The following is a 16,622-nucleotide window of genomic DNA, read 5'->3' on the forward strand; positions in this document are numbered from 1 at the left end:
CGCGGTGACCGACGAGTACTTCGACGACGGCTCGATGCTCGTGTCGCCCGACGCCACGGACGCCGACCTCGCCGCCGAGACCAGCGTCCGGCCGAAGCGGCTGGAGGAGTTCATCGCCCAGCACCGGGTGCGCGAGCAGCTCCAGGTGCTGCTGCAGGGCGCGGTCCGCCGGGGTTCGCCGCCGGACCACATCCTGCTGTCCGGCCCGCCGGGTCTCGGCAAGACGACGCTGGCCATGATCGTGGCCGCCGAGCTGGGCACCGGGCTGCGGATGACCTCGGGTCCGGCGATCGAGCGGTCGGGCGACCTGGCCGCGATCCTGACCGGGCTCGGGCCGGGCGACGTGCTGTTCATCGACGAGATCCACCGGATCGCCAAGCCCGCCGAGGAACTGCTGTACTCGGCGATGGAGGACTTCCGGGTCGACGTGATCGTGGGCAAGGGCCCCGGGGCGACCGCGATCCCGCTGGACGTGGAGCCGTTCACCCTGGTCGGGGCCACCACCCGCGCCGGCCTGCTGACCGGCCCGATGCGCGACCGGTTCGGCTTCGTCGCGCACCTGGACTTCTACGAGCCCGACGCGCTGCGGCACATCCTGCACCGCTCGGCCCGGATCCTCGGCGTCGACGTCTCCGACGACGGGGCCGTGGAGATCGCCGGCCGGTCGCGGGGCACACCCCGGATCGCCAACCGGCTGCTGCGCCGGGTCCGCGACTACGCGGAGGTGCGGGGCGACGGTCGGGTGACGTTGGACGCGGCCCAGGCCGCCCTGAAGGTCTACGACGTCGACGAGCTGGGGCTCGACCGGCTCGACCGCGCGGTGCTCCGCGCCCTGGTCACCTCGTTCGGCGGCGGGCCGGTGGGGTTGTCGACCCTGGCCGTGGCCGTGGGGGAGCAGCCGGACACGGTCGAGGAGGTGTGCGAACCGTTCCTGGTCAGGGCCGGTCTGCTCGCCCGGACGCCCCGGGGCCGGATGGCCACGCCGGCCGCCTGGCGGCATCTGGGGCTCCAGCCGCCGGACAGCGCGTTCGGGGCGGCGCAGACCCGGATCGACGTTCCGGATATCTTTGGTTCTGATCCGTGATCGGACCGTGACCCACGCCACTACGGGTGTGCTCCACGGCGCCGACTAGACTCCCCCGCGATCCAACTCATCGCGCGTGACCGGAAGGCTTTACAAGTGCTTCTCGCAGCAGAAGGCTCTGGCGGCAGCAGCCTCTTCCCGCTGATCATGTTCGGAGCCCTGATCGTCGGGATGTATTTCCTGCTGATCCGCCCGCAGCAGAAGCGTCGCCGCGAGATGGCGGAGCAGCAGCGCAGCATCGGGATCGGCGACGAGATCGTCACCATCGGCGGCCTGTACGGCACCGTGGTCGCCCTCGATGACGACACGATGACTCTGCGTATCGCCGAGGGCGTCGACGCGAAGTACGCACGGCAGGCCTTCGGTCGCGTCGTCACCCAGCAGGACGGTTCCAACGAGTCGATCGCTGACGAAACCGGCGACGGCGACTCCGCTAAGTAACGTTTTCCCGTGGATTCCGGGAGTGACTCTTCCCGAGCGGACGCGGATACTGAATAGTCATGTCCGGCCAGTATTGGCCGGACATGCGGCCTGGGCCGGCCTGCGCCGGCGACGACATTGCAGGGAGACGGGACAGCCGTGGCAGCACCACAAGGACAGCTGCGGGTGAAGTGGTACTTCATCTCGCTCTTGAGCATCACAGCGGTGCTCTTCGCGTTGGTATTCGGAACCGGCTCCGGTTCGATCACCGACCGGCTCAAGCCCCGGCTCGGCCTCGACCTGCAGGGTGGCACGAGCATCACGCTGCAGACGAAGACGGAAAACGGCAAGCCCCCGGCCAAGGACAAGCTCGACGAGGCCCGCAACATCATCGAGCAGCGGGTCAACGCGACCGGTGTCGCCGAGCCCGAGGTCGTCGTCGAGGGTGACCGCAACATCGTCGTCAACATCGCCGGCGCGCAGACCGGTGACGGCTTCCGCGCGCTGGTCGCCCCGGCGGAGCTCCGGTTCCGCCAGGTCGTGACCTCGACGCCGGACATCGACGAGGCCGCGGTCAACGCCACCCCGTCGCCGTCGCCGAGCGCGTCCGGTTCCCCGGCGCCGAGCGCGAGCCCGTCGGCCTCCGCCAGCCCCAACGCGGCGGTCTCCCCGACCCCGTCGGCGAGCGCGGCCCCGAGCGCCACCCCGTCGGCGAGCGCGTCGCCCAGCGCGGCCCCGTCCGCCAGCGCCGCCCCGTCGGGCACCCCGGCCCCCAGCCCCAGCGCCAAGGTCGACCCGGACCTGGCCTCGCGCCGGGCCACCGACCTCGCGGCCGCCAAGGCCGCCGTGGGCGAGAGCAACTGGGCGCTCGCGGAGGCCCTCATCGCCGACGCCACCCAGTTCCAGGGCAAGGAAAAAGAGGTCTACAACCAGCTCAAGCCGTTCGGCAAGCTGACCGGGGCCCAGGTCGACGCGCTGCCGCTGAAGATGCAGTTCGGCATCTACAACGTCTCGTGCAAGCAGCTCGGTGAGCGCGCGCCCGGTGCGGTGCAGGCCATCGACCAGCAGGTCGTCGCCTGTGGCAAGGACACCAGCACCGACCCGAAGACCAAGAAGAAGACCACCACCTGGACGAAGTACGTCCTGGACGTCGCCAAGGTGCTCGGCACCGACGTGGCCGACGCCACCGGGTCCTACGACACCGGGTGGAAGGTCAACATGAAGTTCAAGGGCGCCGGCCAGGACAAGTGGACCGAGCTGACCAAGCTCGCCTACAACAACGGCCAGAACGCCGCCGCGCAGAACGGCACCGACCGGGTCGCGATCGTCCTGGACAACACCGTCGTGTCGGCCCCGGCGATCCAGGGCGTCATCAACGGCGACGCGCAGATCACGGGCACGTTCAGCCGGGAGGACGTCACCAACCTGGCCGCCCAGCTCCGGTTCGGCTCGCTGCCGCTGACCTTCGAGCAGAGCCAGGCGCAGACGATCTCGCCGACCCTGGGTACAGCCCAGCTCAAGGCGGGTCTGCTCGCGGCCGGTATCGGCATGCTGCTGGTCATCCTGTACTCGTTCTTCTACTACCGGCTGCTCGGCTCGGTCATCTTCCTGAGCCTGATCATGTCGGCGATCCTGGTCTTCGGCGCCCTGGTGCTCCTCGGCCGCCAGATCGGCTTCACCCTGACGCTGGCCGGCATCGCCGGATTCATCGTCTCGCTGGGCGTCGCCGCCGACTCGTTCGTCATCTACTTCGAACGACTGAAGGACGAGATCCGCGAGGGCCGCAGTCCCCGGAGCGCAGTGCCGCGCGCCTGGGCCCGGGCCCGGCGGACGATCATCTCGGCGAACGCGATCTCGATCCTCGCGGCGGTGGTGCTCTACATCTTCGCGATCGGCACGGTGCAGGGCTTCGCGTTCGCGCTGGGTCTGGCCACGGTGCTCGACCTCATGGTGGTGTTCCTCTTCCGACACCCGATCATGGCGGCCTTCGCCAGTACCAAGGCGTTCCTCTCCCCCCGGGTGAGTGGTCTCGGCCGGGTGCTGCAGAAGCCCACCGAGCAGGGCGACCTCCCCGTCAGCACCAACCCGAAGGAGGCGTGACATGGCTGGTTCCGGTCTCGCTAACCGGCTCTACCGCGGTGACGCCGGCCTCGACATCATCGGCAAGAAGAAGGTCTGGTTCACCGTCGCCGGTGTCGTCCTCCTGATCGCCGCGTTGAGCTTCGTGTTCCAGGGCCCGCATCTGGGCATCGACTTCACCGGTGGCAACAAGTTCCAGGTGCCGGCCAGCGTCGGCACGGCGCACGAGGTCGAGTCGGCCATCGAGAAGGCCGTGACGGACGTCGACCCCAAGGGCAAGACCCTGGCGGCGGTGAAGATCGGCGGCGGCGAGACCAGCTACGAGGTCAAGACGACGTCGCTGAACCCGGACCAGGCGTTCAAGGTCAAGACGGCGCTGTCGAAGAAGTTCGGCATCGACGTGACCAAGATCAGCGACACGCAGGTCAGCGGCGCGTGGGGCAGCCAGGTCACCTCGAAGGCCCTGACGGGTCTGGCGGTCTTCCTCGCGATCGTGATCGGGTACCTGATCATCCGGTTCGAGTGGCGGATGGCGATCGGCGCGGTGGCCTCCCTGCTGCTGGACCTGACCCTGACCGCCGGCGTGTACCTGCTGGTCGGCTTCGAGATCACGCCGTCCACGGTGATCGGCTTCCTGACGATCCTCGGCTTCGCGCTGTACGACGTGGTCGTCGTGTTCGACAAGGTCCAGGAGAACACCGCCGGGATCCTGGCCCGCAACACGATGACGTACTCGGAGGCGGCCAACCTGGCCGTCAACCAGACCCTGATGCGCTCCATCAACACCGGTCTGGTCGCGCTGCTCCCGGTCGGCGGTCTGCTGTTCATCGGCGCCGGCCTGCTCGGCGCGGGCACCCTGAAGGACCTCGGCCTCGTGCTGTTCATCGGTATGGGCGCGGCGGTCTACTCCTCGATCTTCTTCGCCACGCCGGTCCTGTGCTGGCTGAAGGAGAAGGAGCCCCGGGTCGTGGCGCACACCCAGCGGGTGCTCGCCCGCCGGGCCAGCGTCGCCGAGAAGGGCGAGGACGGCGTGCCGAGCCCGCGCACCCCGGTGTTCGCGGCGGACGGCGGCACCCTGGCCCCGAAGCCGGGCCAGCGCCCGGTCAGCCGGCCCCGGAAGCGGTAGTTGGTGGATTTCGCGGGGGACAGCGGTCCCGAGGCCGCCCGGCTGGTCTCCAGCCGGGTGGCCGACGTTCCGGACTTCCCGAAACCGGGCATCCTGTTCAAGGACCTGAGCCCGCTGTTCGGGGACGGCGCGGTGTTCCGTGCCGTCGTGGACGAGATCGTCGCGTTCCACGGCGCGGACAGCTTCGACGTGGTCGCGGGCATGGAGGCCAGGGGCTTCCTGCTCGCCGCCGCGATCGGGTACGCGACCACCAAGGGCGTCGTACCGGTCCGTAAGGCGGGCAAACTGCCCCGCGAGGTGCTGTCGGCCTCCTACGACCTGGAGTACGGCCAGGCGACCCTGGAGGTGCACGCCGACGCGTTCGCCCCGGGTGCCCGGGTGCTGGTCGTGGACGACGTGCTGGCCACGGGCGGTACGGCGGAGGCCACCCTGGGCCTGGTGGAGCGGGCCGGCGGCGTGGTGAGCGGGTTCAGCGTCGTGCTGGAACTCGGCTTCCTGCCCGGCCGCGAGCGCCTGGCCCCACGCCCGGTGCATGCCCTCCTGACGGTTTGACGTAGCTTGGGGTACGACGCGGGGGAGTGAGGGACGCTCAAGGGCTACGATGAGACGTCCTGAGAGATCTCATGGCGAGGAGCAGGCGGTTGTCGAGCGACGTCACATCCCCAGCGGAGGGTTCAGTGGCGGGTCCCGGCGCGCCGGTCCCGCCAGGTCCCACGGACACCTCCGCAGTCAACGGACAAAAGTCCGTGCTGAACGTCGTGGCCACCGAGGAACCCGTGGTGCCCGGCGAGGAGGCCAGCGGCGTCCGCCCCGGCCTCGGCAACGTGCCCACCGGCCGGCGGGTCCGGGCCCGGCTCGCCCGGTTCAACGCGCCGTGGCAGAGCACCCAGGTCCGCGAGGTCCTCGAACCGCTGGTCGCCACGCACCGCGCCAGTCACGCCAAGGCCGACGTCCGCCTCCTCCAGCAGGCCTACGACGTGGCGGCGAGCTACCACACGGGGCAGTACCGCAAGTCCGGTGACCCGTACATCACGCACCCGCTGGCGGTGGCGACGATCCTCGCCGACCTCGGGATGGACACCACCACCCTGGTGGCCGCGCTGCTGCACGACACGATCGAGGACACGCCTTACTCCCTGGAGGAGATGCGGCGCGACTTCGGCGGCGAGGTGGCGCTGCTCGTCGACGGCGTGACGAAGCTGGACAAGGTCAAGCTGGGCGACGCGGCCAAGGCGGAGACGATCCGCAAGATGGTCGTCGCCATGGCCAAGGACCCGCGCGTTCTCGTCATCAAGCTGGCCGACCGGCTGCACAACATGCGCACCCTGACGTTCCTGCCGCAGGCGAAGCAGGAGCAGAAGGCCCGGGAGACCCTGGAGATCCTGGCGCCCCTGGCCCACCGGCTGGGCATGAACACGATCAAGTGGGAGCTGGAGGACCTGTCCTTCGGCACGCTGTACCCGAAGCGGTTCGACGAGATCCGCCGGCTCGTGCAGGACCACTCCGGCCAGCGCGACGCCCTGCTGGTCCAGGTCACCGACCGGGTCAACACGGACCTGCGCACCTCGAAGATCAAGGCGAGCGTCACCGGCCGCCCGAAGCACCTGTACTCGATCTACCAGAAGATGATCGTCCGGGGCCGCGACTTCAACGACATCTACGACCTGGTCGGCGTGCGGATCCTGGTGGACACCGTGCGCGACTGCTACGCCGCGCTCGGCGTGGTCCACGCGAACTGGCAGCCCGTCCCGGGCCGGTTCAAGGACTACATCGCGATGCCCAAGTTCAACATGTACCAGTCGCTGCACACCACCGTGATCGGCCCGAACGGCAAGCCGGTCGAGATGCAGATCCGCACGTACGCGATGCACCGCACGGCGGAGTACGGCATCGCGGCGCACTGGAAGTACAAGGAGACCAAGGGCGCCACGATCGTCGGGCCGCCCGCGCACATCGACGAGATGGCGTGGCTGCGCCAGCTCCTGGACTGGCAGCGCGAGGCCGCCGACCCGAGCGAGTTCCTCGACGCGCTGCGCTACGACCTCTCCAGCCAGGAGGTGTACGTCTTCACCCCCAAGGGCGACGTCATCGCCCTGCCGAAGGGGTCCACCCCGGTCGACTTCGCGTACGCGGTGCACACCCAGGTCGGGCACAAGTGCATCGGCGCGCGGGTCAACGGCAAGCTCGTACCCCTCGAATCGTCGTTGAACAACGGCGACGTGATCGAGATCTTCACGTCGAAGTCGGAGACGGCCGGCCCGACGCAGGACTGGCTGGGCTTCGTCAAGAGCCCCCGGGCCCGTACCAAGATCCGGCAGTACTTCAACAAGGAGCGCCGCGAGGAGGCGATCGAGGACGGCAAGGAGCAGATCACCAAGGCCATGCGCAAGCAGGGCCTGCCGCTCCAGCGGATGCTGACCCTCGACTCGCTGACCACGATCGCCCGCGACCTGCACCTGCAGGACGTCTCCTCGCTGTACGCGGCGGTGGGCGAGCACCAGGTGTCCGCGCAGTCCGTGGTGCAGAAGCTCGTCGCCGGCTACGGGGGCGAGGAGGGCCTGGTCGAGGATGTCGCCGAGACCGCGCTGCCCACCCGGGTGTCGCGTTCGCGCGGCCAGTACGACCCGGGCGTCGTCGTGCACGGGGTCTCCGATGTCTGGATCAAGCTCGCCCGGTGCTGCACCCCGGTGCCCGGCGACCAGATCATGGGCTTCGTGACCCGGTCCGGCGGGGTGAGCGTGCACCGCCAGGACTGCGTGAACTCCGACGACCTGCGCAGCCAGCCCGAGCGGCTCGTCGAGGTGACGTGGAAGCCCAGCGCCGGGTCGACGTTCCTGGTCGCGATCCAGGTGGAGGCGCTCGACCGGCACAAGCTGCTCGCGGACGTGACCCGGGTGCTGTCCGAGGAGAAGGTCAACATCCTGTCGGCGACCGTGACCACGACCCGGGACCGGGTGGCCGTCAGCCGGTTCACGTTCGAGATGGCCGACCCGAAGCACCTCGGGCACCTGTTGAGGGCTGTGCGTGGCGTTGACGGGGTCTACGACGCCTACCGGGTGACGTCCGGGGCCTGACTCAGGCCGGTGCGGAGTCGTCGGCCGTGGCCAGGTGCCGGGCGACCGTCAGCAGGTCCCGGAGCGGCCCGAAGCCGAGGTCGAAGGACTCCGCCCGGCGCAGGGCCGCGACGTGACCGTCGAGGAGCCGGCGCCCGGCGGGGTCGAGCCGGCCCGTGGCCAGGCACTCGTCCATCAGGCGGCGCAGGTCCAGTACCACCGGGTGCCCGGTGGCGGTCAGGTGGGCGAACCGTTTGGTCCGCCAGTACCAGAGCGCGTGCAGGGCGCCCCCCCGCGGGTCGGCGTGCCACCACAGGTCCTGGACGGGGTCGCGGTCCCCGACGGTGGGGACCCGTCGGCCGGCGAGCTTGGCGGCCGTCCGGCGCTCCGCGTACGCCGCCTGGTCGCGGAGCCGGGCCGCCCGGCCGTCGACCAGCAGGTCCAGGGCGCGCATCAGGGCGGCCTCGTCCTTCTGGTACGGGCCGGCCAGGCGGGTCAGCAGGCTCAGGGTGACCACGTGGCCGAGCGGCGCGTAGAACCGCACGCACGCGTGCAGGGCGCCCACCCGGCGGCGGAACGGCAGGTCCCGATCGCGGACCTTCGCGGCCGAACTGTTGAAACTCACGGCGGGCCTCCCGGGCTGGACTACGCGGGACCATCCTCGCCCGCCCGGGCGGGGGAGCGCGACGGAATAGCCGGTGCCCGCCCGCCGAGCACGGGTACCCGTCGAAGGGTTGCGAAAGGGGGCGCCCCGGGAAATCCCGGAGCGCCCCCTTTCTCGTGCGGTGTGACCTGGTGTTACGGCGCCGAGGTCGGGCTGACGCTGGCGCCCGGCGACGGGGACGCCGCGGCCGACACGGGGCCGACCTTCAGGGACTTGATCTCGAACGGCTCCTTGGGAGCGCCGTCCGTCGCGTCCTTGCCGTCCTTCGTCGCGCCCTTGGCGGCCACGGCCTTCACGAGGTCGAGGCCCTTGGTGACGCGGCCGACGACGGTGTAGTCGGCACCGAGGTCGGTGTCGGCGTACACGATGAAGAACTGGCTGCCCGTGGAGTTGGGCGCGTTGGTCTTCGCCATCGCCAGGGTGCCGGCCGGGTAGGTCGGCTTCTTGCCCTTCGGCAGGTTCTCCTCGGCGAACTTGTACATCGGGCCGCCCATGCCGGTCGCCGACGGGTCGCCGCACTGGAGCACGAAGATGCCCTCGGTGGTCAGGCGGTGGCACTTCGTGTTGTCGAAGAACTTCTTCTCCGCCAGGAACGCGAAGCTGGCCGCCGCGCACGGCGCGTTCGCCACGTCGAGCTCGAAGGACACCTCACCGGCGCCGGACGTGATGTCCATCGTCCGGGTACCGGTGCGGGGCTCGCCCTTCGCCGGGGTGCCGACGTCCCGCAGGCTCGGGTTGCCGTTCTTGTCCTCCGGCAGCCAGGTGCAGGCGTTCGCCCCGGCCGACGGGGTCGCCCCCGGGCTGGCCGTGTCGTCCTTCTTCTTCTCGCCGCCGAACACGGCGATACCCACCCAGATGCCGATGCCGATCACCAGGACGAGGGCGATCGCGGAACCGATCGCGGCCTGCAGCTTGCGACGCTTCGCTGCGGCTTCGGCCTTGACGGTCATGCCCTGCTGGAGTTTGGCGCGCGCGGCGTCCCGCTGCACGCGCTCCCGCTGAGAACTCACGTGAACTGCTCCTCTGTCGCTCAGGTGGCCGATTCGGTCGGCTTCGCGACGGTCAGGGTCTGGATGATGATGTCGTTCTTCGGCTTGCCGTCATTCACCTTGGCACCGCTGGCGTTCACGGCACCCGCCTCGGCGGCCTTTGTGATCAGCTCGAGACCCTTGGTGACCTTGCCGACGATGGCGTACGCGGGGCTGGCCGGCGTGTCCTTGTAGAAGATCATGAACTGGCCGCCGTTGGTGTTCGCACCCTTGTTGACCAGGGCGATCGTACCCGCCGGATAGGTCACCGCCGGGGACGGCGAAGCGCTCGCGGCCGGGTCCGGCACCGGCGCCTGGGGCAGGTTCTCGGTGGCGTAGGTGTAACCGGGCTCACCGGTGCCCTCCGCGTTGTGGCTGCCGCACTGCAGGACGAACATCTGTTCCTGGGACAACCGGTGGCAGGCCGTGTTGTCGAAGTACTTCTTGCTCGCCAGGTACCGGAAGCTCTCCGCCGCGCACGGGGCCTTCGCCACGTCCAGCTCGGCCGAGATCGCGCCGAGGTTCGTGGTGATCACCGTCGGCGCGACGCCGGCCTTCGCCATCCCGGTCGTCGGCGGCGTGCCGACGTCCTTCACGGTGGGAGCCGTGTTGGGCTGCCAGGTGCAGTCGCCGATCGCGGCGGGCGGCGTGGGCTTCTTGTCGAAGACCCCGCCCATCCACAACGCGCCGACGATGATGACGAGCAGCGCGATCCCGCCGGCGACGCCGGCACGGATCTGCCGCCGTCGACGGGCGTGCGCAGTCCGCCGAGCGGTCTGTCGGTCGAGCTTCGCCCGGGCCAGCTGGCGCTGCCGGTCTCTGCTGGAAGCCACGTGTGCTCCCTCCCCAAGGTGGGCACGGTCGATCCGTGCCGTAGGTCACATCCGCCCGAGTGTACGGTCGGGTCGGTTCGATAGGGTACCGGGTCAACCTGTATCTCCGTGCGACCGTCCGGACAGGCTCGGTAGGCTCTACGGCGGAGCCGTCACCTCGCCCAGAAGGACCCTTTACGTGTTTATTGCCGGGTTTCCAGCCGCCGCCCTCGGCACGAATTGTTACGTTGCCGCCGGTGACGGACCCGGCGGAACGTGCGTGGTGGTCGATCCCGGCCTCGGTGTCCTGGCCGACCTCGACGCGCTCCTCGCCGAACACCGGCTCACCCCCGTGGCCGTCCTGCTGACCCACGGGCACTTCGACCACGTCTGGTCGGCGGCGGAACTGTGCGCCGCCCGCGACCTGCCGGCGTACGTGCACGCGGCCGACGTGGGGCTGCTCGACGACCCGACCATGGGCCTGCCGATCAGCCTCGCGCAGCTCGTGGGCCCCGGGCGGTCCTACACCGGCCTGGAGGACCCGCGCCTGGTCGCCGACGGCGACGTGCTGGAACTCGCGGGTACGGCGTTCACCGTCGACCACGTGCCCGGCCATACCGGCGGGTCGGTGCTGTACCGGACCCTCGGCGCCGAACCCGTCTGCTTCACCGGCGACGTCCTGTTCGAGGGCACCATCGGACGCACCGACCTGCCGGGTGGTGACTCCGCGACGATGATGGCCAGCCTGCGCGACCGGCTGCTCACCCTCGACGACGCGACGGTCTGCCTGCCCGGCCACGGCGCGCGCACCACGATCGGCCGCGAGCGCGTGTCGAACCCCTACCTGACCGGCCTGGCCGCGCCGGACACCCGGCGGACCGGCTTCTAGTACCCGCCAGCGTCGTTGGTCCCTCCACGGGGACGGCGACCCTTCCGTGCGGGCCGCGACCCGGCACGGCGAAGACTTGAAACGAGAGAGAGCACCCGACATGACCCGTCCGACTCCGCTCAGCGGCTTCCCCGAGTGGCTGCCCGGCCAGCGCATCATCGAGCAGACCGTCCTCGACCGGATCCGGGGCACCTTCGAGCTGCACGGCTTCGCGCCGATCGAGACCCGCGCCGTCGAGCCGATGGACCAGCTGCTCCGCAAGGGCGAGACCTCCAAGGAGGTGTACGTCCTGCGCCGCCTCCAGGCCGAGGGCGCCGACTCCTCCGACTCCGGCCTGGGCCTGCACTTCGACCTGACGGTCCCGTTCGCCCGGTACGTGCTGGAGAACTCGGGCAAGCTGACGTTCCCGTTCCGCCGGTACCAGATCCAGAAGTGCTGGCGGGGCGAGCGGCCGCAGGAGGGCCGCTACCGCGAGTTCTACCAGGCCGACATCGACATCATCGACCGCGAGACCCTGCCGAACCACTACGAGGCCGAGCTGCCCGTCGTGGTGGCCGACGCGCTCGCCGGCCTGCCGCTGCGGTTCACGATGCACGTCAACAACCGCAAGCTGTCCGAGGGCTTCTACCGGGGCCTGGGCCTGACCGACCCGATGGCCGCGATCCGGGTGATCGACAAGCTGGACAAGATCGGCCCGGACAAGGTGGCCGTGATGCTCGCCGAGCAGGCCGGGGCCACGGAAGCGCAGGCCGCCGCGTGTCTGAGGCTCGCCGACATCTCCACCGCCGACAGCTCCTTCGTGGACGCCGTCCGCGCGCTCGGCGTCAGCGACCCACTGCTCGACGAGGGCCTGGAGGAGCTGGCCGCCGTGCTCGACGCCGCCGCCGAGCACGCGCCGGGCCTGCTCGTCGCGGACATGCGGATCGCGCGGGGCCTGGACTACTACACCGGCACCGTGTATGAGACGTTCATCGAGGGCCGGGAGAAGTACGGCTCGGTGTGCTCCGGCGGCCGGTACGACACCCTCGCCCAGTCCGGCAACGACACCTTCCCGGGCGTCGGCCTGTCGATCGGGGTGAGCCGGATCCTCGGGGTGCTGTTCGGCTCCGGCGCGCTGACCGTGAGCCGGCCGACCCCGACGTGCGTGCTGGTCGCGCTGCCGGCGGAGGAGGACCGGCCGGCGTGCAACCGGATCGCGGCGGCGCTGCGCGGGCGGGGGATCCCGGTGGAGGTCGCCCCGGCGGCGGCGAAGTTCGGCAAGCAGATCAAGTTCGCCGAGAAGCGGGGTATCCCGTTCGTGTGGTTCCCCGGGGACGAGCAGACGGTGAAGGACATCCGCAGCGGGGAGCAGGCGGTGGCGGATCCGGCGACGTGGGCGCCGCCGGTGGGGGATCTGCGGCCCACGGTGGCGTAGCGCTGGAGGCGGCCGTCCCGCGGGGCGGCCGCCGACGGTGGGCTGCCCGGATCAGCCGTGCCGGGGATCCGGCCCCGGACCGACCTTGCCGGGACCCGCCGAGGTGGGCGGCGGCTCCCTCGGGGCCATCGCCACCACCCACGCCGACTGCACCCCCAGGAACACCAGCAGGCATAGCAGGATCGCCTCGACCTGCAGGCTCGTCAGGTTCCCCCGGACCGCGTCCCCCAGCGGCGGGATCGCGGCCACGGCGGCGACCACCAGGTACACCGGCACGGCCCCCCACAGCAGCGCGCGGGCCGTCCGGGGCTGCCCGGTCGACTTCCGCAGCGCCGGGACCAGCAGCGCGATGCCGAGCGCGCCCGCCAGCCCCGCGAAGGTGAACGAGACCCGCCACAGGGTCGGCACGTCCGGGGCGACCTGGGACAGCAGCGACACGGTGCCGGGGACGACGAACTGCAGCGAGACGAGGTACGCCATCCGCCGCCCCGCCGAGTCCCGTACCGACATGTCCGGCCGGTCCTTGGCGGCCACCCACCACAGCCCGAGCAGGGTGAAGTTGATGCCCGCGACGACGCCGTAGAACGCGCTGAGATCCATCTGGGCTCCCTCGGGCCGCGTGGTTCTGGGCTGATTGTAGGATTTCGCCCCATACTGCCGCCGGACAACGGCCGAGTTGGCGGCCCCGGGACGCGGGCCGGTGACCCCGGGGAACGCCGGCCGGCCGCACCGCCGGTGTTCCTCCCGTCGGCCCGGCCGGTCCCCGCGCCGCCGCCGGGGGCGCCCCGCCGGCCCGCCCCGGCGCTCTGCGAGAATGTTGCGCGACGAAAACGGACGAAGGAGAAGCTCTGTGATCCGCACCCACGAGGCCGGGGCGCTGCGTTCCACGCACGTCGGCGAGCGCGTGACCCTGGCGGGCTGGGTCGCCCGGCGCCGTGACCACGGCGGTGTCATCTTCATCGATCTCCGGGACGCCTCCGGGTTCGTCCAGGCGGTGTTCCGCGACGCGGCGGCCGACGGCGCCCCGGCGGAGTCCGAGGCCACGGCCGCCCACGGCCTGCGCAACGAGTACTGCGTCAAGGTCACCGGCACCGTCGAGCTGCGCCCCGCCGGCAACGAGAACCCCGAGCTGCCCACCGGCGAGATCGAGCTGAACGTCACCGAGCTGGTCATCCTGTCGGAGGCCGCCCCGCTGCCGCTGCCGATCGACGACCACGTCGAGGTCGGCGACGAGGCCCGGCTGCGTTACCGGTACCTGGACCTGCGCCGCTCCGGCCCCGCGAAGGCCCTGCGGATGCGCTCGGACGCCAACCGGATCGCCCGCGACCTGCTCAACGAGCGCAAGTTCGTGGAGATCGAGACCCCGACCCTGACCCGGTCGACCCCCGAGGGCGCCCGCGACTTCCTGGTGCCGGTCCGGGTCAAGCCCGGTTCCTGGTACGCGCTGCCGCAGTCCCCGCAGCTGTTCAAGCAGCTCCTGATGGTCGCCGGCATGGAGCGGTATTACCAGATCGCCCGCTGCTACCGCGACGAGGACTCCCGCGCGGACCGCCAGCCGGAGTTCACCCAGCTCGACATCGAGATGTCCTTCGTGACCCAGGAGGACATCATCGAGCTCGGCGAGTCGATCGCCGCCGCCCTGTGGCGCGAGCTGGTCGGCTACGAGATGCCCCGGCCGCTGCCGCAGATCACCTGGCACGACGCGATGGACCGGTACGGCTCCGACAAGCCCGACCTGCGCTACGGCGTGGAGCTGGTCGAGCTGACCACCTACTTCCAGGGCACCGAGTTCCGGGTGTTCCAGGCCCCGTACACCGGCGCGGTCGTCATGCCCGGCGGTGCGGCCCAGACCCGCAAGGAGCTCGACGGCTGGCAGGACTGGGCGAAGTCCCGGGGCGCGCGCGGCCTGGCGTACGTGCTGTTCGACGCCGAGACCGGCGAGGCCCGGGGCCCGGTCGCCAAGAACCTGTCCGAGGCGCACCTCGCGGGCCTGGCCGACGCGGCGGGCGCCAAGCCCGGCGACGCGGTGTTCTTCGCGGCCGGCGAGCGCCGGGCGTCCCAGGAGCTGCTGGGCGCGGCCCGGATCGAGATCGCCAAGCGGTCGAACCTGATCGACGAGTCCGCGTGGGCGTTCTGCTGGGTGGTCGACGCGCCGATGTTCGAGCAGATCGACGGCGGCGGCTGGACGGCCGTGCACCACCCCTTCACCTCGCCGAACGAGGAGTGGGAGCCGAAGTTCGAGGAGTCCCCGGACGGCGCCCTGGCCTACGCCTACGACATCGTCTGCAACGGCAACGAGATCGGCGGCGGCTCGGTCCGTATCCACAAGGGCTCCGTGCAGCGCTGGGTGTTCGACCTGCTGGGCATCACCGAGGAGGAGGCCGCCGACAAGTTCGGCTTCCTGCTGGAGGCGTTCAACTACGGCCCGCCGCCGCACGCCGGCATCGCGTTCGGCTGGGACCGGGTCTGCATGCTGCTCGCCGGCTCCGACACGATCCGCGACGTGATCGCGTTCCCGAAGTCGGGCGGCGGCTACGACCCGCTGACCGGCGCGCCGACCCCGATCACGGCCGTGCAGCGCCTGGAGGCCGGCGTGGACGGCCCCCCGAAGAAGGCATAGAAAACCCCACTTTCCGGGTACGCGGCCAGCCGCCCCCGGGGCCCCGCCGGCACCTCGGCGACCGGTTCCGGCGGGCGGCTGCCGTCTCGTACCCCTCTGGAGGGTTTAGGGTCTGAGTCCGTGGACACTCTTCTGATCACGGGCGCGTCCGGTTTCCTCGGCCGGGAGGTGGCCCGTCGGGCCGTCACCGCGGGGTGGCTGGTCGTCGGCACCTACCAGTCCCAGGTCCCCGAGATCTCCGGCGTCACCTGGCACCGGCTCGACGTCACCGACCGGGTCGCCGTCGCGGCCCTCGTCGAGGAGGCCGCCCCCACGGCGGTCGTGCACACCGCCTTCTCCCGGAACTCGTGGGCGGTCAACGCCGACGGCGCGGCGAACGTGGCCCTCGCGGCCGTCGGCGCCCGCCTGGTGCACGTGTCCAGCGACGCCGTGTTCGCGGGCCGCACCGAGCCCTACACCGAGCAGGCCGTCCCCGAGCCGGTCAACGCCTACGGGGCGGCGAAGGCGGCGGCCGAGACCGCGGTGCACGCCGTGCACGCCGACGCCGTGGTCGTCCGCAACTCCCTGATCCTCGGCGACGGCGACAGCGCCCACGAGCAGCTGATCCGGGAACTGGCCGAGGGCCGCCGCGACGGCATCCTGTTCACGGAGGAACTGCGCTGCCCGGTACACGTGTCCGACCTGGCCTCGGCCGTGCTGGAACTGGCCGTCAACGACCACGCGGGCGTGCTCAACGTCGCCGGCCCCGACGCGGTCAGCCGCTACGAACTCGGCCACCTGCTGGCCGCGCGCCTCGGCATCCCGGCGGACAGACTGCGAGGCGGACCCGCCCCGTTCGCGTGCCCGGGGGAGATCCGCCTCGACATCAGTCTTGCTCAGGACCTGTTGCGTACCAGGCTCCGGGGTGTCCGGGAACTGGCGGCCTGAGAGATCAGAGCCGCGTGTCGTTGGCGCAGGAGAGCCACCCGCTCGTCGCCTCGCGGGCCTGCTCGGCCTGCGCCGCCGTCACCAGTCCGTTCACGTCGGAGGACCGTCCGAGGATGGCCTCCACCTGGGCGCGCTGTTCGACCGTGATCGCCCAGAAAGCGGATGACGCGCTACCGTCAGCGTGCCAGTCCACAATGCTCAACGTGCGTCGCTCAACCATCACTGCCTCCCGCAACCCATAGGGCGCGGTCTCACGGCGGGGAGGAGCTGACTGCCGTCAGATCGCGCGTACGTTTTCCGCCTGCGGGCCCTTCTGACCCTGGCCCACATCGAACTCGACCCGCTGGTTCTCATCCAGGCTGCGATAGCCCTGGCTCGCGATAGCGGAGAAGTGCACGAAGAGATCCTGCCCGCCGTCGTCCGGAGTGATGAAGCCGAAACCCTTTTCGGCGTTGAACCACTTCACTGTACCTTCGGCCATTGACCCGGCCTTTCTGTTGCTACCG

Annotated in this window: 16 protein-coding genes; 10 read left to right on the forward strand and 6 right to left on the reverse strand. The window is 70.7% G+C overall.

Annotated elements, in window-relative coordinates; genetic code table 11:
• Nucleotides 1-34: 34 nt before the first annotated feature.
• From ruvB to AB0M43_RS22915, 6 genes are all read left to right on the forward strand, one after another.
• The gene (ruvB, locus tag AB0M43_RS22890) at nucleotides 35-1,084 is read left to right on the forward strand and encodes a Holliday junction branch migration DNA helicase RuvB (RefSeq protein ID WP_363728020.1); all 1,050 of its coding nucleotides are present in this window, start codon (nucleotides 35-37) and stop codon (nucleotides 1,082-1,084) included.
• A gap of 141 nt (nucleotides 1,085-1,225) precedes the next feature.
• A complete protein-coding gene (yajC, locus tag AB0M43_RS22895) occupies nucleotides 1,226-1,525 on the forward strand; it encodes a preprotein translocase subunit YajC (RefSeq protein WP_363728021.1) in 300 nt (99 codons plus the stop codon).
• Between the two features lie 165 nt (nucleotides 1,526-1,690).
• Nucleotides 1,691-3,604 (forward strand): protein translocase subunit SecD, encoded by a 1,914-nt coding sequence (secD, locus tag AB0M43_RS22900; protein WP_363728022.1) that lies wholly within the window; start codon nucleotides 1,691-1,693, stop codon nucleotides 3,602-3,604.
• A gap of 1 nt (nucleotide 3,605) precedes the next feature.
• The gene (secF, locus tag AB0M43_RS22905) at nucleotides 3,606-4,709 is read left to right on the forward strand and encodes a protein translocase subunit SecF (protein ID WP_363727785.1); all 1,104 of its coding nucleotides are present in this window, start codon (nucleotides 3,606-3,608) and stop codon (nucleotides 4,707-4,709) included.
• 3 nt (nucleotides 4,710-4,712) lie between these two features.
• On the forward strand, nucleotides 4,713-5,261 hold the full coding sequence (locus AB0M43_RS22910; protein ID WP_363728023.1) for an adenine phosphoribosyltransferase: 549 nt from the start codon (nucleotides 4,713-4,715) through the stop codon (nucleotides 5,259-5,261).
• Nucleotides 5,262-5,332: 71 nt separating this feature from the next.
• A complete protein-coding gene (locus AB0M43_RS22915; RefSeq protein ID WP_363727786.1) occupies nucleotides 5,333-7,783 on the forward strand; it encodes a bifunctional (p)ppGpp synthetase/guanosine-3',5'-bis(diphosphate) 3'-pyrophosphohydrolase in 2,451 nt (816 codons plus the stop codon).
• A gap of 1 nt (nucleotide 7,784) precedes the next feature.
• On the opposite strand, the gene AB0M43_RS22920 is transcribed toward AB0M43_RS22915, so the two are convergent.
• The 3 genes from AB0M43_RS22920 to AB0M43_RS22930 form a co-directional block, all read right to left on the reverse strand.
• A complete protein-coding gene (locus AB0M43_RS22920) occupies nucleotides 7,785-8,387 on the reverse strand; it encodes a hypothetical protein (protein ID WP_363727787.1) in 603 nt (200 codons plus the stop codon).
• 173 nt (nucleotides 8,388-8,560) lie between these two features.
• Nucleotides 8,561-9,436, reverse strand: coding sequence for a peptidylprolyl isomerase (locus AB0M43_RS22925; RefSeq protein ID WP_363727788.1), 876 nt, complete (start codon nucleotides 9,434-9,436; stop codon nucleotides 8,561-8,563).
• A gap of 20 nt (nucleotides 9,437-9,456) precedes the next feature.
• Entirely contained in the window at nucleotides 9,457-10,287 is an 831-nt protein-coding gene (locus AB0M43_RS22930; protein WP_363727789.1) for a peptidylprolyl isomerase, read from the reverse strand.
• A 178-nt stretch (nucleotides 10,288-10,465) separates the two neighbouring features.
• Between AB0M43_RS22930 and AB0M43_RS22935 the strand changes: the two genes are divergently transcribed.
• Complete coding sequence (locus AB0M43_RS22935) at nucleotides 10,466-11,155, forward strand: MBL fold metallo-hydrolase (protein WP_363727790.1); 690 nt, start codon at nucleotides 10,466-10,468, stop codon at nucleotides 11,153-11,155.
• 100 nt (nucleotides 11,156-11,255) lie between these two features.
• A complete protein-coding gene (gene hisS / locus AB0M43_RS22940) occupies nucleotides 11,256-12,569 on the forward strand; it encodes a histidine--tRNA ligase (protein WP_363727791.1) in 1,314 nt (437 codons plus the stop codon).
• A 51-nt stretch (nucleotides 12,570-12,620) separates the two neighbouring features.
• Here hisS and AB0M43_RS22945 read toward each other — a convergent pair whose 3' ends face one another.
• Entirely contained in the window at nucleotides 12,621-13,169 is a 549-nt protein-coding gene (locus AB0M43_RS22945; RefSeq protein ID WP_363727792.1) for a hypothetical protein, read from the reverse strand.
• A 250-nt stretch (nucleotides 13,170-13,419) separates the two neighbouring features.
• On the opposite strand from AB0M43_RS22945, the gene aspS reads away from it, so the two are divergent.
• Entirely contained in the window at nucleotides 13,420-15,189 is a 1,770-nt protein-coding gene (aspS, locus tag AB0M43_RS22950; protein ID WP_363727793.1) for an aspartate--tRNA ligase, read from the forward strand.
• Between the two features lie 120 nt (nucleotides 15,190-15,309).
• On the forward strand, nucleotides 15,310-16,116 hold the full coding sequence (locus tag AB0M43_RS22955) for a sugar nucleotide-binding protein (protein WP_363727794.1): 807 nt from the start codon (nucleotides 15,310-15,312) through the stop codon (nucleotides 16,114-16,116).
• Nucleotides 16,117-16,120: 4 nt separating this feature from the next.
• Here the strand turns inward: AB0M43_RS22955 and AB0M43_RS22960 are convergent, their stop codons facing one another.
• Nucleotides 16,121-16,336, reverse strand: coding sequence for a hypothetical protein (locus tag AB0M43_RS22960; RefSeq protein ID WP_363727795.1), 216 nt, complete (start codon nucleotides 16,334-16,336; stop codon nucleotides 16,121-16,123).
• Nucleotides 16,337-16,393: 57 nt separating this feature from the next.
• Nucleotides 16,394-16,597, reverse strand: a complete 204-nt coding sequence (locus AB0M43_RS22965) for a cold-shock protein (protein ID WP_363727796.1) — start codon at nucleotides 16,595-16,597, stop codon at nucleotides 16,394-16,396.
• Nucleotides 16,598-16,622 lie beyond the last annotated feature (25 nt).

It is taken from the genome of Longispora sp. NPDC051575 (genome assembly GCF_040681875.1).
Lineage (GTDB): Bacteria > Actinomycetota > Actinomycetes > Mycobacteriales > Micromonosporaceae > Longispora.